This window comes from Streptomyces sp. NPDC043876 (assembly GCF_056435825.1).
In genome coordinates, this window is record NZ_JBWKDV010000004.1 from 336,880 (window position 1) to 357,222 (window position 20,343).

Annotated in this window: 19 protein-coding genes; 11 read left to right on the forward strand and 8 right to left on the reverse strand. The window is 72.8% G+C overall.

The features are described from left to right. The first annotated feature begins 71 nt into the window (after positions 1–71). Positions 72–302, forward strand: a complete 231-nt coding sequence (locus AC0693_RS15310) for a cold shock domain-containing protein (RefSeq protein ID WP_469317252.1) — start codon at positions 72–74, stop codon at positions 300–302. Positions 303–343: 41 nt separating this feature from the next. Here AC0693_RS15310 and AC0693_RS15315 read toward each other — a convergent pair whose 3' ends face one another. Beyond that, positions 344–1,147 carry a DUF6585 family protein gene (locus AC0693_RS15315; protein ID WP_469317253.1) on the reverse strand — a complete coding sequence of 268 codons (804 nt, stop codon included), beginning with the start codon at positions 1,145–1,147 and terminating at the stop codon, positions 344–346. Positions 1,148–1,442: 295 nt separating this feature from the next. Between AC0693_RS15315 and AC0693_RS15320 the strand changes: the two genes are divergently transcribed. Continuing rightward, the gene (locus tag AC0693_RS15320; protein WP_478802060.1) at positions 1,443–3,749 is read left to right on the forward strand and encodes a family 20 glycosylhydrolase; all 2,307 of its coding nucleotides are present in this window, start codon (positions 1,443–1,445) and stop codon (positions 3,747–3,749) included. 179 nt (positions 3,750–3,928) lie between these two features. Here the strand turns inward: AC0693_RS15320 and AC0693_RS15325 are convergent, their stop codons facing one another. The 4 genes from AC0693_RS15325 to AC0693_RS15340 all read right to left on the reverse strand — a co-directional run bounded on the left by AC0693_RS15325 (position 3,929) and on the right by AC0693_RS15340 (position 7,702). Further along, positions 3,929–5,227 (reverse strand): MAB_1171c family putative transporter, encoded by a 1,299-nt coding sequence (locus tag AC0693_RS15325; protein ID WP_469317255.1) that lies wholly within the window; start codon positions 5,225–5,227, stop codon positions 3,929–3,931. Further along, entirely contained in the window at positions 5,224–6,438 is a 1,215-nt protein-coding gene (locus AC0693_RS15330; RefSeq protein WP_478802061.1) for an MAB_1171c family putative transporter, read from the reverse strand. The genes AC0693_RS15325 and AC0693_RS15330 overlap by 4 nt, the downstream gene beginning before the upstream one ends. After that, a complete protein-coding gene (locus tag AC0693_RS15335) occupies positions 6,438–7,010 on the reverse strand; it encodes a toxin-antitoxin system, toxin component (RefSeq protein WP_356410367.1) in 573 nt (190 codons plus the stop codon). Before AC0693_RS15335 ends, AC0693_RS15330 begins: the two co-directional genes overlap by 1 nt. Positions 7,011–7,117: 107 nt before the next feature. Beyond that, positions 7,118–7,702: a helix-turn-helix domain-containing protein gene (locus tag AC0693_RS15340; protein ID WP_356410370.1), complete on the reverse strand. Its 585-nt coding sequence runs from the start codon at positions 7,700–7,702 to the stop codon at positions 7,118–7,120. A 194-nt stretch (positions 7,703–7,896) separates the two neighbouring features. On the opposite strand from AC0693_RS15340, the gene AC0693_RS15345 reads away from it, so the two are divergent. The 4 genes from AC0693_RS15345 to AC0693_RS15360 all read left to right on the forward strand — a co-directional run bounded on the left by AC0693_RS15345 (position 7,897) and on the right by AC0693_RS15360 (position 10,883). After that, positions 7,897–8,415: a helix-turn-helix domain-containing protein gene (locus tag AC0693_RS15345; RefSeq protein ID WP_478802062.1), complete on the forward strand. Its 519-nt coding sequence runs from the start codon at positions 7,897–7,899 to the stop codon at positions 8,413–8,415. After that, the gene (locus AC0693_RS15350) at positions 8,408–8,770 is read left to right on the forward strand and encodes a DUF4180 domain-containing protein (protein ID WP_469317259.1); all 363 of its coding nucleotides are present in this window, start codon (positions 8,408–8,410) and stop codon (positions 8,768–8,770) included. The genes AC0693_RS15345 and AC0693_RS15350 overlap by 8 nt, the downstream gene beginning before the upstream one ends. A gap of 149 nt (positions 8,771–8,919) precedes the next feature. Further along, complete coding sequence (locus AC0693_RS15355) at positions 8,920–9,696, forward strand: S1 family peptidase (protein ID WP_478802063.1); 777 nt, start codon at positions 8,920–8,922, stop codon at positions 9,694–9,696. Between the two features lie 86 nt (positions 9,697–9,782). Next, a complete protein-coding gene (locus AC0693_RS15360) occupies positions 9,783–10,883 on the forward strand; it encodes a M20 family metallopeptidase (RefSeq protein ID WP_478740081.1) in 1,101 nt (366 codons plus the stop codon). A 159-nt stretch (positions 10,884–11,042) separates the two neighbouring features. On the opposite strand, the gene AC0693_RS15365 is transcribed toward AC0693_RS15360, so the two are convergent. Beyond that, the gene (locus AC0693_RS15365) at positions 11,043–11,765 is read right to left on the reverse strand and encodes a ribonuclease H family protein (RefSeq protein WP_478802064.1); all 723 of its coding nucleotides are present in this window, start codon (positions 11,763–11,765) and stop codon (positions 11,043–11,045) included. A gap of 178 nt (positions 11,766–11,943) precedes the next feature. Between AC0693_RS15365 and AC0693_RS15370 the strand changes: the two genes are divergently transcribed. Then, positions 11,944–13,530 (forward strand): alpha/beta hydrolase, encoded by a 1,587-nt coding sequence (locus tag AC0693_RS15370; RefSeq protein WP_478802065.1) that lies wholly within the window; start codon positions 11,944–11,946, stop codon positions 13,528–13,530. A 76-nt stretch (positions 13,531–13,606) separates the two neighbouring features. On the opposite strand, the gene AC0693_RS15375 is transcribed toward AC0693_RS15370, so the two are convergent. Beyond that, complete coding sequence (locus AC0693_RS15375; RefSeq protein ID WP_478802240.1) at positions 13,607–15,247, reverse strand: AMP-binding protein; 1,641 nt, start codon at positions 15,245–15,247, stop codon at positions 13,607–13,609. Positions 15,248–15,370: 123 nt separating this feature from the next. Next, complete coding sequence (locus AC0693_RS15380) at positions 15,371–16,423, reverse strand: aldo/keto reductase (RefSeq protein ID WP_469317310.1); 1,053 nt, start codon at positions 16,421–16,423, stop codon at positions 15,371–15,373. A 193-nt stretch (positions 16,424–16,616) separates the two neighbouring features. Between AC0693_RS15380 and AC0693_RS15385 the strand changes: the two genes are divergently transcribed. The 4 genes from AC0693_RS15385 (at position 16,617) to AC0693_RS15400 (ending at position 20,312) form a co-directional block, all read left to right on the forward strand. Continuing rightward, a complete protein-coding gene (locus AC0693_RS15385) occupies positions 16,617–17,915 on the forward strand; it encodes an MFS transporter (RefSeq protein WP_478802066.1) in 1,299 nt (432 codons plus the stop codon). Positions 17,916–17,936: 21 nt separating this feature from the next. Then, a complete protein-coding gene (locus AC0693_RS15390; protein ID WP_468465587.1) occupies positions 17,937–18,527 on the forward strand; it encodes a GNAT family N-acetyltransferase in 591 nt (196 codons plus the stop codon). Position 18,528: 1 nt separating this feature from the next. Next, positions 18,529–19,767, forward strand: coding sequence for an MFS transporter (locus AC0693_RS15395; protein WP_478802067.1), 1,239 nt, complete (start codon positions 18,529–18,531; stop codon positions 19,765–19,767). A 125-nt stretch (positions 19,768–19,892) separates the two neighbouring features. Beyond that, positions 19,893–20,312: a hypothetical protein gene (locus tag AC0693_RS15400; RefSeq protein WP_469317266.1), complete on the forward strand. Its 420-nt coding sequence runs from the start codon at positions 19,893–19,895 to the stop codon at positions 20,310–20,312. The last annotated feature ends 31 nt before the right edge of the window (positions 20,313–20,343 follow it).

Here is a 20,343-nt window from a genome sequence, read left to right on the forward strand (position 1 = left end):
CGGACGGCCCACCGTGGAGCGCACACGCCGCTTCGGGCACGCGGACGCGGCCCCGACGCGCAGGAGGCTGCATGGACGGCATGGCCGCGGACGGGACCGGGGACCGGGTGACGGGGTTCGTCCAGACCTACAACAAGGACCACGGGTACGGGTTCCTCGTGCCCTGCGGCTCCCAGGACACCGTCTACGTCGAACGCGCCGACATCGCGTCCGAGCCGCGCACCCTGTCCGAGGAGCAACAGGTCACCTTCGCGATCGAGTTCGCCGACGGCCGCTTCGTCGCCCGGCACGTCCTGCCCTGAGCGGGGAGGCGCGGCGCCGGGACGACGCACCGTGACGTCGCCTACCGGCGACGGAGGTTGTCGGCGATGGTCAGGAAGACGAGGAGGTTCGGCACCTTCTGGGCCTGCGGAGCGCTCCACGCCTTGCTCTGGCCGGTGCGCCAGACGCAGACCATGCCGCCGCGGACGGCGATCTCGCTGACCTCGCTCCAGGGCAGCAACCCCTGGGATGCGTAAGTAACTCCGCTGCCGGACAGCTGCAACGGCCCGAAGCCGACCGTCCCGCCCTCCCGCACGAGCTTCCACACCTTCTCCACCTGGGCCCGGGCGACGGCCTCCGCGATCAGCGGCGCCCAGGTGGCCGATCCCCCGTAGACGTCCGTGATCTGTACCCGGTCCCCGCCCGGCGCCACGAGAAGGGAGACGTGCGAGCTCCGGAACGGCGTTTGCGTGCCCTTGTAGTTGATTACTTCCTGGACGGTCTCCTGGTAGAGCACGGCCCGTTCCCAGCGCACCGCGAACAGGGAGCGGCCGGTGGAGTTCACGATCAGCCCGTGCTCGTAGAGGTGCAGGCACTTGGACGCCAGGTCCCTGCGGAAGAGCGGGCTGCGCAGGGCCGCCCCGGCGGCCAGCAGGCCGATCCACAACGGGAATATCGCGAGCCCCCAGTGCACCTTCACCCATAACAGCGCCCCGCCGCCCAGCAGCGCGGCGATGCCCACCAGGGAGCCGATGACGAACCAGATCCGGTACTTCTCGTGGACGCCGAGTTCGGTCGCGGGGCGGAAGGTGTGTTCCAGCGCGCCCAGGCGGTGGCGGGCGGCCAGGGCATCCGCAGCGGGGGAGGTCGGTGCGGGCACGGTCATGCGCGGCCTCGGCTTCAAGGTCACGGCGTGCCCGGATAAGGCCGCCTGAACGGTACGAAATTCACCGGGTGACGCGGCGTCAGCGGCATCCCGCGGCCCCAGCAGCCAACACCACGATCACCACGCGGGCAACCCCCCTGGGCCGGCCCCCGGCCCGCCCGTGCGACGGCGGCCGCGTGCGCGATCGTGCGTGCAACCAGGTGGTTTCGAACATCTATTGACATGGACGCGGCGCTGCGCTGCACTGTGCCCGCACCCCGCATTCCGCTTCCCTCCCACCGCTTGGGGACTCACGATGCGCCTGCTCCGCCTGTTGACCGCCGCCGCCTTGGCCGCCGCCGCCCTCTCCCTGCCCGGCGCCACCGCCACGCCCGCGCAGGCCGCCGCGGGGCCGCCCCAGACCGTTCCGGCGCTGCGGCAGTGGACGGCCGGCACCGGCGCGTACACCTTCACCGCCGGCAGCCGGATCGTCGTCGACCCGGCCGCCTCGGCGCAGCTCGCCGACGAGGCGGCGACGCTGGCGGAGGACCTGGGGGCGCTCGCCGGCCGTCCGGTGGCCGTCGTGACCGGCAGTGCCTCCCCCGGCGACATCGCGCTGGCCCTCGGGGACACCACCCTGCCCGCCGAGGGGTACCGGATGACCGTCGCAGCGGCCCTCTCGGTCCGGGCCGGGACCGACACCGGAGCCTTCTACGGCACGCGCAGCGTCCTCCAGCTCCTGCACCAGTCCTCCTCGATCCCTGCCGGGACCGCCGTGGACTGGCCGGCCAAGGCCGAGCGCGGGCTGATGATCGACCAGGGGCGGAAGTTCTTCACCGTCGACTGGGTCAAGCAGCACATCAGGGAACTGGCCTACCTCAAACTCAACTACTTCCACTTCCACCTGTCGGACACCTTCGGTTTCCGGCTGGAGAGCGCCACGCACCCCGAGATCGTCTCCGCCGACCACTACACCAAGCAGGACATCGCGGACCTGGTCGCGCTCGGGCAGAAGTACCACGTCACGATCGTGCCGGAGATCGACACCCCCGGACACATGAATCCGATTCTGGCCGCGCACCCCGAGCTGAAGCTCAAGAGCTCCTCGGGCGCCGTCAGCGCCGACTTCATCGACCTGTCACTGCCCGCTTCGTACGCCTTGATCAAGGACCTGGTCACCGAGTACCTGCCGCTCTTCCCGGCCGCGTACTGGCACATCGGCGCCGACGAGTACGTCACCGACTACGCCCAGTACCCCCAACTGCTCGGCTACGCCCGCGCCCACTACGGCGCGAACGCCACCGCCAAGGACACCTACTACGGCTTCGTGAACTGGGCCGACGACCTGGTCCGGGCGGGCGGCAAGACCACGCGGATGTGGAACGACGGCATCAAGTCCGGTGACGGCACCCTCGCTCCGCACGCGGGCATCCTCGTCGAGTACTGGTACAGCTACGGCCTCACGCCCCAGCAGCTGGCCTCGGCCGGGCACAAGGTCGCCAACGACTCCTGGACGCCCACCTATTACGTGCTCGGCGGGGCCAAGCCCGACACCAAGTGGATGTACGAGACCTGGACGCCCGACCGCTTCGAAGGCGGCGCGACCCTCACCGATCCCGCGGTGAACCCGGGCTCGCTCCTCCACGTGTGGTGCGACAACCCCGGCGCCGAGACCGAGGCGCAGATCGCCGCGGGCATCATGAGCCCGCTGCGGGCGCTCGCCCAGCAGACCTGGGGTTCCCCGAAGCCGGTGAGCTCCTACGCCGCCTTCACCACGCTCACGACCGCTATCGGGCACAACCCCGCCTGGCCGGGGCTCGCCCAGCCGGGCAACCTCGCCCGCAACCGCCCGACCACCGCCTCCAGCACCGAGACGGCCGGCTTCCCGGCGGCCGCGGCGACGGACGGCGACTCCGCCACCCGCTGGTCGAGCGCCTACGCCGACCCGCAGTGGCTCCAGGTCGACCTCGGCTCCACCCAGGCGGTCAGCCGCGTGGTGCTGCGCTGGGAGGCGGCGTACGGCAAGGCCTTCCAGATCCAGCTCTCGGACGACGGCGCCGCCTGGCGCACCGTGTACACGACCACGACGGGGACCGGCGGGGTCCAGGACCTGACGGGCCTCTCCGGATCCGGGCGCCACATCCGGCTGTCCGCGACCCAGCGGGGCACCGCCTACGGCTACTCCCTCCACGAGTTCGAGGTGTACGGCGGCGCGCTCACCGGCACCCGGACCCTCACCGCCGGCGGAAAGGCGCTCGACGACCCGGGGAGTTCCACCGCCTCCGGAACCCAGTTGATCACCTGGACCCCGCACGGCGGCCCGAACCAGCAATGGCGGTTCGAACTCACCACCGACGGCAGCTACACGCTGACCAACGCCGCCTCGCACCTCTGCGCGGACGTGTCCGGCGGCTCCTCCACGGCGGGCGCGGCCGTCGTCCAGGCCACCTGCACCGGCGGCGACAGCCAGCGCTGGCTGCTCACCGCACGCGGCGGCGGCGACTACTCCGTGGCCGGCAAGAAGAGCGGGCTGCTGCTCACGACGGCCTCCGCGGCGGACGGCTCCCCCGTCACACAGCAGCCGTCGGGCGCTCCCGGCGGCCAGCTGTGGCAGATCAGCTGACTGACCGTCCATCAACGATCGTTTCCCCCGACGAACCTGTGGACGACCGCCTCGGCCCTGCCGGATGAAACCCTTCAGTAGGTCAAGTGCCTGACCAGCGGCGGTTTCAGAGGGACAGCCACGACGAATCCACCCCTAGCGGACGAGGAGCTACCGGGAGCTGTCACTTAAGGATCGTTTCACTTGCGCAATCGATCATCCATCTGTTCTAGTGGCACAGAAGCCCGGGGAGGAAGCTCTCCGGCAGGAGACGGCTGGCGTTGCGGCACCGGTATATCGGGGGTGTGCCGCAGCGCTGCCGCTTCGCGGAAGGACCGCACGACGTCCGTGGACAGCGCCCGGGACATCCGCACCAGCCCGGAGGGGTCGTCGGGCGAGACGAGGACGGAGCGGTGGTTCTGGCGCAGCGGGTCGGCGCCGTCGGGCAAGGGGACGCGCCACGCCCACGCGACCACCGCGTGCGCGAGCGCGGCCGCGTCCGCGACGGCCGCTGCTTGCTCGGGGCACCCGACCGTCTCCCGCGCCCGGGCCAGGGCCCGTTGCCGCACACAGGCGTCCAGGTACGGGCTCACGGTGAGGATCCCGTCGTGGATGTCGGCTTCCAGCTGGGTCACGCGCAGCTCGATGGAGGCCCGCGGACCCTCGGCGAGTTCCCTCGTGTGCCGGGTCGCCGCGCTCAACTCCCTCCACAGGGGACGCAGTCGGCGCAGCCTCCGCCACAGGTCGAGGTGGTTGGTGAACCGCTGGGAGACCAGGGGCAGTACGAAGCCGCCACCGATGAGGATCACCGACATCGAGGCGACGACGGGCGCCAGGCCCGCGCTGAGGTAGTCCCGGTCGTGACCGAGCCAGCGGGATCCGATCGCGACGAACTTCAGCCCGTCGTAGACCAGGTTGAACTGGTGCCCGATGCAGATCAGGATCAGCCCGCCGCGCAGGGCGCCGTGCACCTGCCTGGCCCACACCCAGCACAGGCACGTGACGATGATCCCGTTCGCCGTGTGGGCCAGCAGGTAGAGCAGCAGCATCTCGCGGATGTAGGGCGTGTTCGCGTAGTAGGTGTCCATGTCCACGAGCCGCTCCACCGGCGCGTCGCCCAGCACGAACAGGACGTTGATCGCGGCGATGACCACCCCGGTGACCAGGTAGCAGCGCCGCGCCCACCGGGCCGACCACGCGGCTTTCTCCGGACCGCTGTTCCACCGGATGATCAGCACGATGCTCGCACCGCAGAAGGCGGTCAGGAACGAGTAGACGAGCGGCGCGGCGGCGTTCGGCACGCCGGTGAAGCGGTTGATCGCGACGAGCGAGGGCATGGCAGTGGCGAAGTCCACGCACACCGCGAGGGCCAGCACCGCGCAGACGGACCGCAGCAGTTCGTTGCGCGGGTCCCGCCAGAGGGCCGGGAGCCGCAGGCACAGGATGACGACCAGGAAGGCACCCGGTATGTAGAAATCGAGGCCTTGTGAGCGGTTCATCGTGCGACCTTCCGTGCGGGTACGGCGGGCCGGGCGGGCCCGGTGGTCACCGTCCGGCGGGAGGAGAGCACCCCATAGTGCCGCGCGACCCGGGCGATCGCGGCGCCGCCCCCCGCGAGCAGCAGGGAGACGGCCTCGAACCCGGCGGCCCGCTCGCCCTCGTCGACAGCCTCCGCCCCCTGCCCCCGGGCCGCGACCACGGCGATCGCCTCGGCGATCATGGCGGCCGCTCCGGCGCACCGGGCCTGCTCCGGCTCCATCCCCGCACGCAACGCGCTGTCCTGCCGCTCCGTCATGAGGACGGGGTCGCAGGCGGGAGCGAGGGCGATCAGCTGGTCGTGGACGTCCGTCTCGCGGTACGCGAGGCGCTCGTCCAGCGACGGCCTGCGCAGCGCCAGCGTCAGGTCGGGCTGGGGGGCGATCGCCCGCAGCGCGCGCCAGAGCGGGCCCAGCTCCCGGTAGCGCCGCCAGGTGCCCAGGAGGGCGACGGCGCGCTCCCCCTGGGGGAGGAGGAACCCGGCCGCGCAGAGCAGCGATCCGATGCCCGCCGCGGGCGGGGCGAGTTCGGTGCTCAGGAAGTCGAGGTCGACTCCCGACCAACGGGCCCCGAGCGCGACGCCCTTGGCCACCCCGAAGCAGGCGCCGAGTCCGAAACCGGCGACGAGGCAGCCCAGACCGGTCCGGAGCCACCCCTCGGTCTCCCCCAGCCACTTGAGGCACATGAGGGTGAGCGCGGCGTGGATCGCGGTGTGCCAGAGCAGGTAGAGGACGATCATCTCCCGGATGCCCGGGGTGGTGGCGTAGAAGGTGTCCATGTCGCGCACCCGCTCGCTCGGCGCGTCCCCGGAGGCGAAGAGCACCGCGATCGACGCGATGACGAGCGCTCCGCCCCACAGCCAGCCGCGGACCTGCCGCCGCACCGTCTCGCCGAAGCCGCTGCGCCAGTAGGTCAGGAGCACCATGGCGAGGGTGCTGCACCCGCTGAGGATCGAGTAGACGAGGGGGCCGGAGAAGTTGTCGACGCCGGTGGTCCGGTTCACGTACCCGATGGTGGGCGGCGCGGCGAAGAAGAAGCCCGAGCCGATCAGGAGGATCAGCCCGGCGACCCCCCGGACCATCGGGTTGTGCCAGGTGCGCAGCAGTGCGGGCGCTTTGACGAGGAAGACGAGGGCGAGCACCGCCGCCGGAACGTAGTAGTGCGCGCTGCGCATCAGTCCTCCGAGCCCCCGAGGGAGGACTGGATCCGCTGTCCGGGGCCGTTCAGGGGGCGGTGGCCGGGGTGGTGTTCCACGTGCCGGCGCAGCCTGCTGCCGAAGCGCCGGCCGAACGCCTCGGCCTCGGCCTCGTCGCCGGGCACCGCGTGCGTGCGCGCGGCGACGCTGAGGATGGCCTGGTCGAGCGGTCCCGGGCCCAGTACGTCCACCAGCAGCCGGGTCGCGGCCTGCGAGCCGTGTTCGTGGGTGCCGCAGTGCCCGCGGACCATGTGCCAGATCTCGTGCCCGAGGATGACCAGGGAGTGGAAGGGGCTCGTGCTCCGCACCACGACGATCACGTCCTCGTGCTCGCGGTCCAGCCACAGCCCGGACAGGCCCGGCGGGAAGTTGCGGCGCAGCACCCTGACCGGGCGGCCGCGCAGCCCGGTCAGGTGGGCGGCCACCCTGGCGAACAGCTCGTCCACATCGGCCGGAGCGGGCCCGCGCAATGCGGCGTCCAGCTCGCCGCACAGCTTCGCCATCTCCTCTTCCAACTGGTGCTGCTGTCGCCTCTTGCCGAAGATCCCCACCCGCGAAACCCCTTGAAAAGCACACCGCTCGTCGGCGGTGTGCGGTGTGTCCTCCCGTGCTCGTGCCGATCGGCCGAGCCCACCTCACGCGTCGTGTGCGCCGCGCCTCACGCGTCCTGCTGGTCCTCTTCGATCGAGTCGATCAGGGCCTGCATCACGGCGCGCGTCTTGGGCGAGGTACCGCGCAGGGCGAAGCCGTTGAGCTGGTTCCTGCGCTTGAAGTCCTGGAGTTCGGCCAGCTGCCGCGCCCGTTCCTCCTCCAGTCTCTCCCGGAGCGCCCGGTCCAGGGCCTGCGAGGGGGTGGCCGTCAGGAACCCGCGCGGCACCTGGAAGAAGTCCTCGATCCGGGCCGCGTGCTCCAGCGAGGGCGCCTTCTCCCCGCGCAGGAACCTGCCGAACCACTGCGGCGTCAGCCCGGCTCCGTGCGCTATCTCGGCCTGCGTGTACGGCCGGCCCGTCGGGCCCATCCGGGTGCGCCGCAGGAATTCGAGCCGCTGGGTGACCTGTTGGAGGAAGTCGGTCTCGGGCAGCGGCCGCCGGTGCAGGCCCGCCACGACCACCGACTCGGGCAGGCCGGTACTGCGCGAGAGGGGCTGCGGGTCGAGGGTCACGGCCCAGTCCAGCTCCGCTTCCTCGATCAGTCCCTCGAGAAGCGCCAGGCTCTTCAGATGAGGGCTTTCCTCGTCGCTCACGTTCACTCCTGGCTGACTTGTCCCGTACGTAGCGGCCCACGGGGCCGCGCCCGTGCCGCCTCGTCACTGAATCAGATCAGCGATCGGTTCTACAACCGAAACGATCGTTGAATACTGCTCTCCACTCATCCTCATCACTCCTCATTTTCCTTTCCGGCCCCATTTCAAGGTTGTTTACGGTATGTTCCAGGCTCATGGAGAGTGATGAACGCGAGCTGTATTCGGTGGGCGAGGTCGCCGAGCGCCTGGGGCTCCACGTGCGGACCGTCCGGAACTACGTGCGCGACGGCCGGCTCAAGGCCGTCCGGATCGGCAAGCAGTACCGGATCAGCCGAGCGGACTTCGAGGCGCTGACCAGGCTGTCGCCCTCCGGCGCGGAAGCGGCCCCGTCGGCCGCCGCCACCGCGCGCGGGCACGTGGAGGTGTCCTCCATCGTGCAGCTCGACCCGGTCGGCCCGGAGGCGGCGAGCCGGCTGGGCACCCTCATCACGGCCGCCGCGCAGGGGCCGCGGGAGACGCCCCAGGCCCTGCGCGTCCAGACCGTCTACGACAAGGAGCGGGCCCGCATGAAGATCGTGATCCTCGGCAACGCCGCCGACACCGCCGACCTGCTCCACCTGATCGACGGGGTCCTCGGGCCGGAGAACGGCCTGTTCCCGTCGCCGAACGCCACCGTGCGGTCCGACGCCCGACAGGAGGCGCCCCGTGCCTGACGCCGTCGTCGAACACCACGGGGTACCGGTCCTGGTCTGCGACGCCGACGGCGCGCCGATCGCCACCGCACAGGACGCGCTCGACCACCTGATCGGCGGCGCCTTCTACCGGGCGGAGGTGGTCGCGGTCCCCGCGGAGCGGTTCGACGCGCGCTTCTTCGACCTCAGCACCGGGCTCGCGGGCGAGATCCTGCAGAAGTTCGTGAGCTACCGGGTCCGCCTGGTCGTGGTCGGCGACATCACGCACCACCTGCGGGCGAGCAAGGCGCTGCCGGACCTCGTGCGCGAGGCGAACCGGGGCCGCGACGCCTGGTTCGTGGACGACCTGGAGGCGCTCGCGGCCCGCCTCGCGTAGGAGCGCGGCGCGCACCCGCCGTACCCCGTCCCGCGATTGCCGCGCGCCGGGACGGAACCGGTCGTCCGCTTCCGTCCTCCTCCTCCACGACGACGGCACACCAACGACGGTGCGCGCCCCGGGGCGCGCACCGTGTGACGGGGGATCACATGACCAGGTTCAACAGGCGTACGGCGGCAGCCGCGTTCACCGCTTCCGTGCTCGCCGTGGCAGGTCTCGCGGCCACCGCGACCCCGGCCGCGGCCATCCACGGCGGGCGCAACGCCACGGCGGCGGACCATCCGTACGCGATGCTCATCGAGACGGCGGACGGGCGGCAGTTCTGCGGCGGCACCCTCGTCGCGCCCACGAAGGTCCTGACGGCGGCGCACTGCATCGAGGACGCTCCCGAACCCCGCGACCTGCTGGTGATCGGCGGCCGCACGGCCCTCGCGAGCACCAAGGGGACGGTCCGGCACGTCGCTTCGGTGAAGGTCCACCCGAAGTTCGAACGGAGCACGCTGACCTACGACGCGGCGGTGATCACCCTCTCGGCGCCGATGCCCTACGCTCCGCTGCCCGTGGCCGGCCCGAAGGACGGCGCCCTCTACGCCGCCGGCCGGGCGGCGCAGACGGCGGGCTGGGGGCGCACCGCCACCGGCACCGACGCCACCCGGCTGAAGTCGGCCACCTTGACGCTGGCACCGCTCACGGCGTGCGCGCCGTACGCCGAACCCTGGGAACCGGGCGCCCTCAAGGTGTGCGGGGTCCCCGGCGCCGGCCGGCACGACAGCATCTGCCCCGGCGACTCCGGCGGGCCGCTGGTCACGGGCGGCAAGGTGATCGGCATCGTCTCCACCGGCAACAAGTACTGCGACGACCAGTACCCCGTCTCGCTCTACACGCGGGCCGACGCGGTCGCCGCGGGGCTGGGCCTGCCGGTCTGAGGTGCCGGCCTGAGGGCACGGGCCTGACGGGCCGCCGGCTCACGGGCGGCGGCCCGCCTCCGGCGCGTGCCAGCTACCCTTGCCGCATGCCGATGCCCAAGACCGTCCCCGTGAGTGTCGACGCGATGCTCGAAGACCTGCGGACACTCGTCGAGACCGAGTCCCCCTCGCGCGATCTCGACGCCTTGAGCGCCTCGGCGAAAGTCGTCGCCGCCGTCATCGAGAGCCGCCTCGGCGGGCAGGCCGTACTCGTCGAGACGGAGGCCGGTCCGCACGTCCACTGGTCCGCCGGTGGCGACCCCAAGGTACTGATCCTCGGCCACCACGACACGGTGTTCCCGCTCGGCACCCTGGAACGCCGCCCGTTCACGGTGGCCGACGGCCGCGCGACCGGTCCCGGCGTCTTCGACATGCTGGGCGGCCTGGTGCAGGCGATCCACGGGCTCGCGGCCCTGGACGACCGGTCGGGGGTGGAGATCCTGGTGACCGCCGACGAAGAGGTCGGCTCCCACTCCTCCCGCTCCCTGATCGAGGAGCGCGCCCGCGCCTGCGGCGCCGTCCTCGTCTTCGAGGGCTCCGCCGACGGCGGAGCGCTGAAGACCGGTCGCAAGGGCTGCGGCACCTTCGAGGTGTCCATCACGGGCAGGGCGTCCCACGCGGGCCTGGAGCCCGAGGCCGGAGTGAACGCCCTGATCGAAGCCGCACACCAGGTGCTGGACATCGCGGCCCTCGGCCGGCCGCGGCTCGGCACCACCGTCACCCCCACGGTCGCGTCGGCGGGCACCCTGGACAACGTCGTCCCCGCCGGGGCGACCGTGACCGTGGACGTGCGCGTCGAGTCCGCCGAGGAGAAGGAGCGGGTCGAGTCCGCCTTCGCGGCGCTGACCCCGCGGTTGGAGGGGGCGCAGCTCTCGGTGCGCGGATCAGTGGGCCGCCCCCCGATGCCCGAGTCGGCGTCGGCGCCGCTCTTCGCGGTGGCCCGGCGGCTGCTGCCGCACCTCGAAGGCAAGTCGGTCGGCGGCGGGAGCGACGGCAACTTCACGGCGGCGATCGGCGTGCCGACGCTCGACGGCCTCGGCGCCGTCGGCGGCGGCGCCCACGCGGACCACGAGTACCTGGTGATCGACGCCATGACCGAGCGGGCGAACCTGGTGGCCGGTCTGGTGCGGGCGATCCGGGGCGCGTAGGGCGCGTCTGCGGTGCAGGCGGGCACCCACCCGTAACCCTGCGGCCGCGGGGTCGTTGAACCTGCTGGTCAAGCGAAGTGTACGAAGTCCCGGGCCCCAGGGTCCGGGACTTCGTGCTGTCCGCGCCGGTCTCTGCCCGGGCGGCCGTCGGCGGCCGGCTCAGGTCGCGGCGTCGGCCGGGGCCGCGGCGGCGCAGTCCGCGTGGCCCCAGCGGGCACCGAGCTTGGCGATCATGTCCCCGGCCGCGTAGGACTTCCCGCACGGGCAGCTGCCGGGGAACTTGGCCTTGATGGCCCGCGCCGCCCTGCCGGGCGCCGACCCGGAGGACGGCGCCGCCGTCCGCTTCACCGGGGCGCCGGACTTCTGCCGCGCCGGGCCACTGCGGACCGGAGCCGGGACTGGCATGGCCTCAATGCCGAAAGCCGTTCCGGCGGCCTGCTGCGTCACCGCGGCGTCGCTGGCGGCCTGGTCGGCGATGGCGTTGAGGTGGTCGCCGTCCTCGCGGTGGGCCGGGACGTAGCGGAACTCCACGTCGCGTTCCGCCAGCAGTCCGTCGATGCTCTCGACCAGTTCGCGGTTGGCCACCGGCTTTCCGGCCGCCGTCTTCCAGCCGTTGCGCTTCCAGGCCGGGAGCCACTGGGTCACGGCCTTCATGGCGTACTGGGAGTCCATCCGCACCTCGATGGAGGTCCCCGGCACCACGGCCTCCAGGAGCCGCTGGAGCGCGGTGAGTTCACCGACGTTGTTGGTGGCGCGGCCGAGCGCGCCGGACTCCCAGCGTTCCGGCCGGCCCGCGGCGTCCGCGATGACCCAGGCCCACCCGGCAGGCCCGGGATTCCCCTTCGCCGCCCCGTCGCAGGCGGCAATGATGCGATCAGACATCCCCCGATCATGCCGCACGGGCCGCGATATCACGGCATCGGCGGAGGACGGCGGGACGCGGGGGTGGCACTACTGCCACCGCCGATCGGGGTGGCAGTGGGATCGAAGCGGGGGCGGCCCGCGGGCGAGGATCGGACCGACCGAGAACGTCCGACGGGGAGAGACGGGGAGAGACCACATGCATGTGTTCACGAAGAGGAAGCGGCCCGTACGCCGGGCCGCGGCGGCCGTCCTGTGCGCGCTGCTCGCGGCCGCCGCACTGCCGGCCGCCGCGGCGAGCGCGGCGCCCGCTGGCCTCGCGGCCGCCTCCGGGACGGCCCGCGCCGAGGCGCCTCCCGTCCCCGAGCGCTACCGCGCCCAGCGGCTCGACTGGCACCCCTGCGCCCCGGGCCCGCTGGAGTGCGCGTCGATGGCCGTGCCGCGGGACTGGTACCACCCGGACGCCGGGCCGGACCTGCGCGTGGAGGTCTCCCGCCACCGCGCCACGGACCCCGCGCGGCGGCGCGGGGTCCTGATGACCGCGGCGGGCGGGCCGGGCTCGCCGGGGACCGGCCGCGCGGCGACCCTGGCCGCCTACGGGCCCGAGCTGGCGGCCGCCTACGACATCGTCAGCTTCGACCAGCGGGGCGTGGGGGCCAGTACCCGGGTGGTCTGCTCCGATCAGGACGGGGTCGACGCGCTCTTCTCCAGCGGCGACCTGCGCGACCGGTCCCCGCGGGCCCTCGCCGCCGCGGTGGGGCGCGCCCGTGACTTCGTGCGGGACTGCGAGCGCAACTCCGGCGGACTGCTGCCCTACATCACCACCGATCAGGCCGCGCACGACATGGACCTCTACCGCGGGCTGCTGGGCGCGGACACGCTCTCCTACTTCGGGGCGTCGTACGCGACCTTCCTCGGGGCGTACTACGCGACGGAGTTCCCGCGCCGGGTGGAGCGGCTCGTGCTCGACAGCAACGTCGACTTCACCAGCACCTGGCAGTCGTTCCAGCTGGGCCAGCCGATGAGCTTCCAGCGCCGCTACGAACAGGACTTCCTGCCGTGGCTCGCGGCGAACGACGCCACCTACCACCAGGGGAGCACGCCCACCGCGGCGCGGGCGTCCTACGAGCGGCTGCGCGCCGCCCTGAGCGCGCACCCGCTCGTCATCGAGGGCACCGCGGTCACCGCAAACCACCTCGACGTGGCCACGAGCGACGCGATGTACAACGGGCAGCGCTTCACGTCCTTCGCCTCCGTCCTCGGTGTGCTGGAACACCCGGAGCAGGCGTCCGCCGCGGACCGGACGGCGGTCGCCGCCCGGTTCAAGCACCTGATGAGCGCCGGTTTCGTCGCCGACTACTTCGCCGTCACCTGCGCGGACACCCCGTGGAACAGGAGCGGCCGGTTCTGGCTGGAGCAGAGCGGCAAGGAGACCCGCGAGCATCCCGTCGTCGGCGCCCGCGCGCTGACCTTCGCCTCGATCTGCGCGAACTGGCCGCGCCTGGCGACCCCGCGCGTCGAGGTCACCGGGGCCGGGCTGACTCCGGCGCTGATGCTCAACTCGACGAAGGACCCGGCGACCTACTACGAGGCGGCCGTGCGCGCTCACCGGGCTCTGCCCGGATCCCGGCTGGTGACGGTCGACGGCGGCGACCACGGGCAGTACCAGAACGGCAACCCGTGCGTCGACGCGCACGTCGAGGCGTACCTGCTGGACGGCGTCCTGCCCGCCGGGGACACCGCCTGCCCGGCGACCGCCCTCCCCGCGCCCGCCCCGCGCCGCTGATCCGGGCGGGGTGACGGCCCCGGAGCACGGCCCGGCACCGCCCCGGCACCGCCGGTCGCGGTGCCGGGCCCGCCCGTCAGAGGGAGTCGTCCAGCAGGGCGATCGCCCGTTCGCGCATCTCGACCTTGCGGATCTTGCCGGTGACCGTCATGGGGAACTCCTCCACCACGTGGACGTAGCGCGGGATCTTGTAGTGGGCCAGGCGGCCCGCGCAGTACGCGCGCACGGCCGCCGGGGTCAGCGGTTCGGCCCCCTCGCGCATGCGGACCCAGGCCATCAGCTCCTCGCCGTACTTCGCGTCGGGCACGCCGATGACCTGGACGTCCAGCACGTCGGGGTGGGTGTGGAGGAACTCCTCGATCTCGCGCGGGTAGACGTTCTCGCCGCCCCGGATCACCATGTCCTTGATCCGGCCGGTGATGCTCAGGTACCCCTCGTCGTCCATGACGGCCAGGTCGCCCGTGTGCATCCAGCGGGCGGCGTCGATGGCCTCGGCGGTCCGCTCGGGCTCGGCCCAGTAGCCGAGCATGACCGAGTAGCCGCGGGTGCACAGTTCGCCGGGCTCGCCCCGGGGCAGGGTGCGGCCGGAATGCGGATCGACCACCTTGACCTCCAGGTGCGGGCCCACCCGGCCCACGGTGGAGACCCGGCGCTCCACCGAATCGTCGGCGCGGGTCTGGGTGGACACCGGTGAGGTCTCGGTCATGCCGTAGCAGATGGACACCTCGGCCATCCCCATGCGGGCGATGACCTCCCGCATCACCTCGACCGGGCACGGCGATCCGGCCATGATGCCCGTGCGCAGGCTCGACAGGTCGTAGGTGGAGAAGGCGGGGTCCGCCAGTTCGGCGATGAACATGGTCGGGACGCCGTAGAGCGACGTGCACGCCTCCGCCTGGACGGCCGCCAGGGTGGCGGCCGGCTCGAAGGACGGGGCGGGGATCACCATCGCGGCGCCGTGGCTGGTGCAGGCGAGGTTGCCCATCACCATGCCGAAGCAGTGATAGAAGGGGACCGGGATGCAGACCCGGTCCTCCTCGGTGTAGTGGCACAACTCGCCCACGAAGAAACCATTGTTGAGGATGTTGTGGTGCGAGAGGGTCGCCCCTTTGGGGAAGCCCGTGGTGCCCGAGGTGTACTGGATGTTGATGGGGTCGTCCGGGCTCAGGGAGGCCTGGACGCGGGCCAGTTCGGCGCGGTCGCCGCCCCGCCCGCGCTCCAGCAGGGAGGACCACGAGGGTCCGTCCAGCAGGACCACGGTCTCCAGGTCGGGGCAGCGCGGCCGGACTTCCTCGATCATGCCCGCGTAGTCGGAGGTCTTGAAGCGCTCGGCCGCGGCGAGCAGCCGGATCCCGGACTGCCGCAGGACGTACTCCAGCTCGTGCGAGCGGTAGGCGGGGTTGACCGTGACGAGGACCGCGCCGATCTTGGCCGTGGCGTACTGCACCAGGGTCCACTCTGCCCGGTTCGGGGCCCAGATCCCGACGCGGTCGCCCGTGGTGATGCCGAGGTCCATGAGTCCGAGCGCGACGGCGTCGACATCGGCGGCCAGCTCCGCGTACGTCCACCGGCGGCCGGTGGCCATGTCGACGAGGGCGTCGCGGCCGGGGAACCTGCGCACGGTGCGGTCGAGGTTCTCCCCGATGGTGTCGCCCAGCAGCGGTACTTCGCCGGTTCCGGACGCATAGCTCGACGCGGCAGACACACGTACCTCCAGGCGGGGCGGCAGGCGCGGGCCCGGGCGGGCCCGCGCGCCTTCATGATCCCCGGCACCCGCGCGGGCGTCCATCGGCGCGCGGGTGCCGGGGATGACGGCGGGGCGGCCCGCCCGGGCGGGCGGTCAGCCGGCGGCCCGTTCCGCGACCGGGCGGCGGCGCCGGGCGAGGTCCGTCAATGCGGGCGAGCGCCAGGCGCCGTCCGGGTGGTAGAGGTTGGTGCCGGGCGGGACGATCTCGTCGATGCGGTCGAGCGCGGCGTCGTCCAGGGTCAGCGAGGCTCCCTTGAGCAGGGAGCGCAGCTGGTCCATCGTGCGCGGTCCGATGATCACGGAGGTGACCGCCGGGTGAACGGCCGGGAAGGCCACGGCCAGTTCGGGCAGGGTGGCCCCGATGTCCGCCGCCAGCTCGATCAGCCGCCCCGCCGCCTCCAGCTTCGCCGCGTTCCCGGGGAGCGCGGGATCGAAGCGGGCGGGGGTCAGCGCGGCGCGGCCCGAGGTGAGGTCGACGGGGGCGCCGGTGCGGTACCTGCCGCTGAGGAATCCGGAGGCCAGCGGGCTCCAGGTCAGTACGCCCATGCCGTAGCGGAGGGCGGTGGGCAGGACGTCGCGTTCGATGCCGCGTGCCAGGATCGAGTACGGGGGCTGCTCGGTCCGCAGCCGCGGCAGCGCCCGCCGCTCGGAGACGTGATGGGCCTCGGCGATCTCCTCGGCCGGGAAGGTGGAGCAGCCGAAGGCCCTGATCTTCCCCTCCCGCACCAGGTCGCCCAGGACGGACAGGGTCTCCTCGATGTCGGTCGTGTGGTCGGGCCGGTGCACCTGGTAGAGGTCGATCCAGTCCGTGTTCAGCCGCCGGAGGCTGTCCTCCACGGCCCGGACGATCCAACGCCGGGAGTTCCCGCTCCGGTTGGGCCCGTCCCCCATCGGGAAGTGGACCTTGGTCGCGAGGACGACGTCGTCCCGGCGGCCGCCCGCCAGGGCCTTGCCGACGATCTCCTCGGACTCCCCCGCGGAGTACATGTCGGCGGTGTCGACGAAGTTGACGCCCTCGTCGAGCGCGGCGTGGATGATCCGCACGCAGTCGTCGTGGTCCTGGTTGCCCACGGCTCCGAACATCATGGTGCCGAGGCAGTGCACGCTCACCTGGATGCCGGTCCGGCCGAGGCTGCGGTAGGTCATGGTCATGACGGTGCACTGTAGGAGTTGGAGCGCACTCCAGTGCAAGCCCCTTCCACCCGGCACCTGTTAGCCTGCGGGCATGTCTCTCCTCTGTGCGTAGGGCCCCGCACCGACCGCCCGCCCGGGCGGTCCTCCGGCGTCCCCGTACGTGCGCGGCGCCCTGGTGCGCGCCGCCTTCCAGAGGAATACCTCCGTGCCGTTCTCTTCCTATCGCGCTGTCCTGCGCGCTCCTCACGCCTGCCGTACCTTCGGCGCCGCCCTGCTCGGGCGGCTGTCGTACGGCATGGTCTCCCTCTCCCTGCTGCTCGCCGTGAAGGACGCCACCGGGTCGTACCGCGCGGCGGGCGCGGTCACGGCCCTGTTCGGCGTGGCGAGCGTGTCCCTCTCCCCCGTCCGTGCGCGCCTGGTCGACCGGTACGGGCCGCGCCGGGCCCTGGTGCCGATGGCGGGCGCGTACGCGGCGCTGCTGGCGGCCCTGGCCGGGCTGACCTGGAGCCCGGGCACCGGGGCGACCGCCCTCGGGGCCCTGGCGATGGCCGCCGGGTGCTGCACTCCGCCGCTCGGGCCGGTGATGCGCGCCCTGTGGAGCACGCTGGTGCCCGACCGCCTGATGCTCCAGCGCGCGTACAGCCTGGACGGGGTCGCCGAGGAACTGCTCTTCGTGAGCGGTCCGCTGCTCGTCGGTCTGCTGCTGCCGGTTGCCGGGGCGGCCTCGGGGCTGGCGGCCAGTGGGGCGCTGATCCTGGTGGGGACCCTCGCGCTCGTCTCCTCCCCCGTCGCACGGTCGGCGCGCGGGTCCGCCGGAGCGGGGACGGCCGGAGAACCGTCCGGGGCCGGGCAAACCGCGCGCGGGCGGGGTGGGTTGTGGTCCTCGGGGCTGCTCGGTGTGGTCGTCGTCTCGGCCGGTGTGGGGATCGGGCTGGGCGCCCTGGACCTGCTCGTGGTGGCCTTCGCCGATCAGCGGCACCGGCCCGGGGCGGTGCCGTGGGTACTGGCCGCCCTGTCCACAGGCAGCGCGTTCGGGGGGCTGGCGTACGGCGCCGTGACGTGGCGGATGCCCGGACGGCGGCGCCTGCCGCTGATCGCGGCGGCGCTGGCGGTGGCCTTGACCGCGGCGGGTCTGGCACCGGACGTGTACGTGCTCCTCCTACTGGCGGCGCTCGCGGGCGTGTTCATCGCACCCGCCCTCACGACGGCCTACCTGGTCGCCGACGAGTCGGCCGATCCGGCCCACCGCGTCCGGGCGGGCGCCTGGGTCAACACCGCGCTCAACGCCGGCACGGCGGCCGGCAGCGCCGCCGTCGGCCTGCTCGTGGGCCGGCTGCCCGTGGCATGGTGCTTCGCGCTGGTGGCCGCCCCGGTCCTGCTGTCGGCGGCAGCGGTCGGCCTCAGGGGCCCGGGGCGGGGGTGGTCCCGCCCCCGGCGCGGGGCGCGGACCGGGGCACCGCCGCGGACGGCGCCGGGGCCGGAAACGGAGGTGGCGCGCACCTGATCGCTTTGGCAGGATGCCGTGATGATCTCCCCCGAGCCGATACCTCCGGTCGTTCCCGCAGGCCGGATGGCCCACACCGATCAGCCCGTACTCGACCTGCCCGACGGCGGCGCGCTGCGCCCCTGGCGGCCGGACGACGCGGACGCACTGGTGGCCGCCGGTCTCGATCCGTCGGTCCGGCTGTGGAACATGCTGGGAACGTGGACGCCCGAGGAGGCGCGCGGGCGGATCGAGGGCATGCGGCGGCGCTGGGAGGCCGAGTCGGGTGCGCTGTGGGCGATCGTCCCCCGCGGCGGCGGCGCGCCCGTCGGGCTGGCCGGGTGGAACGACATCGACCTCGCGGCCGGCACCGCCGAGATCCTGTACTGGATCCTGCCCGCCGCCCGCGGAGGCGGTGTCGCCGCGGCGGCCGCCCGGCGCGTCAGCCGCTGGGCACTGGACGAACTGGGGCTCCACCGAGTCGAGTTGCTGCACGCGGTGGACAACCCGGCGTCCTGCCGCGTGGCCGACAAGGCCGGCTTCACCCTGGAGGGCACGATGCGCAGCGCCGTGCTCCACGCGGACGGATGGCACGACATGCACCTGCACGCCCTGGTGCAGGGTGACATCTGAAATGGCTCCGTCCCCCACTGCCGACCTGCTTCGGAACAAGAGGTTCCGTACGCTGCTGATCGCGAGCCTCGTCTCGGCGAGCGGCTCGGCCATGGCGCCGGTCGCCCTGGCCTTCACCGTGCTCGGGTTCGACGGCCGCCCCGGCTCGCTGGCCGTCGTCCTGGCGGGCAGTACGGCTCCGCAGCTCATCCTGCTCCTCGTCGGCGGGGTCGCCGCGGACCGGTTCTCCCGCCGCCGGCTGATCGTGATCGGCAACCTCGTACCGGCCGTGACCCAGGCGACGGTCGCCCTGCTCGTGTTCCAGGGGGCGGCCACCACGGCCCGCGTCGCGGTGTTCGCGGCCGTCGCCAGCGGCGCCTCCGCCCTGGCCTCGCCCGCCATGAACAGCCTGCTGCCGCAGTTCGTCGAGGCGTCCCGGCTCCAGCAGGCGAACGCCCTGGTGCGCCTGCCCACGAACCTGGTCCGCATCCTGGCGCCCGCGGTGGGCGGCGTCCTGGTCGCGCTGGTCGGGCCGCAGCTCACCCTCGCCTGGGACGCGGCGAGTTTCGCCGTCGCCGCGCTGCTGTACGGGCGGCTGCGGATCGCCGGTCCGGTCCCGGCGCGGGGGTCCGTACTACGCGACTTCCGTACCGGCTGGAGCGAGTTCCGCGGCCGGTTCTGGCTCTGGTCCTACACCCTGTCCGGCACCTTCGTCGTGGCGTTCTGGCTGGGCGGGTACGGGCTGCTGGGTCCGGTCGTCGCCCACGACACGGACCTCGGCGCGGCCGGGTGGGGCATCGTGCAGGGCTCCTTCGCGGTCGGGCTGGTGCTCGGCGGAGTGCTCTCGCTGCGCTGGAAACCGTCCCGCATCATGATCGCGTGCGTGGCCGCCAACCTGCCCCTGGCGCTTCCCCTGCTGGCGCTGGCCGTCCGCGCACCCCTGCCGGCCATCGCGGTCGCCGCGGCCCTGGCGGGGGTGGGGGTGGACATCTCGATCGTGTGCTGGAACACCGTGATGCAGCAGCAGCTCCCGGACGAACTACTGGGGCGGCTGGGTTCGTTCAGCTCGATCGGCGAACGGCTGGCCGTCCCGCTGGGCTATCTCCTCGTCGGCGCCGCCGCGGCTTCCTGGGGGACGGCGACCGTCCTGTCGCTGGCGGCGGCGGCGATGACCCTGGCCACGGTGGTGCTGTTCGCTGCGCCGAGCCTGTGGACGATGCGCAGGGCACCCGCGGCCGAGAAAACCACCGCGCCCGCCTGAGGCCCCGAGCCCCCCGGTCGCGAACGGACCTTCGGGGCCGGGGTGGGCGCGGGGGCGCCTGGCGGGGTGGGTACTCTGCGGTGCCCTCGAAGCCCGGGGGCGTTCGACCCCGCTCAGGAGGAACCATGGCCGTCAAGAAGGCCACCATCACGCAGCAGGTGGCGCAGGCCATCGCCGAGGTGAACCCGGCCGACCGCCCCGTCGTCACCATCCAGGCCATCGCGGGCCCCAGCGTGTGGCTCATGAGCATGCTCGGCCTGATCGGCCAGGCGTTCCTCACGTACTACTTCATCACGGTCACCGAGCAGGCCGTGGTGATACACAAGGCCGGCCGGATGAGCAACCGGCCGCAGGAGATCGCCTTCGTGATCCCCGCCGAGCAGGCCGCCGGCATCGTCTCCGGCATCGACCGCAACGCGGTGTGGAGTTCGTTCCGCATCCAGCTGCCCCGACAGCAGAAGCCGACCCGGATGAACGTGCACCGGATGTGGCGCACCGAGATGGACCAGCTGCTGGGCCGGCTGACGGGACAGCTCGCCGTCTGACGGGGCATGGCGGCCGCGGTGCGCGGCGCCC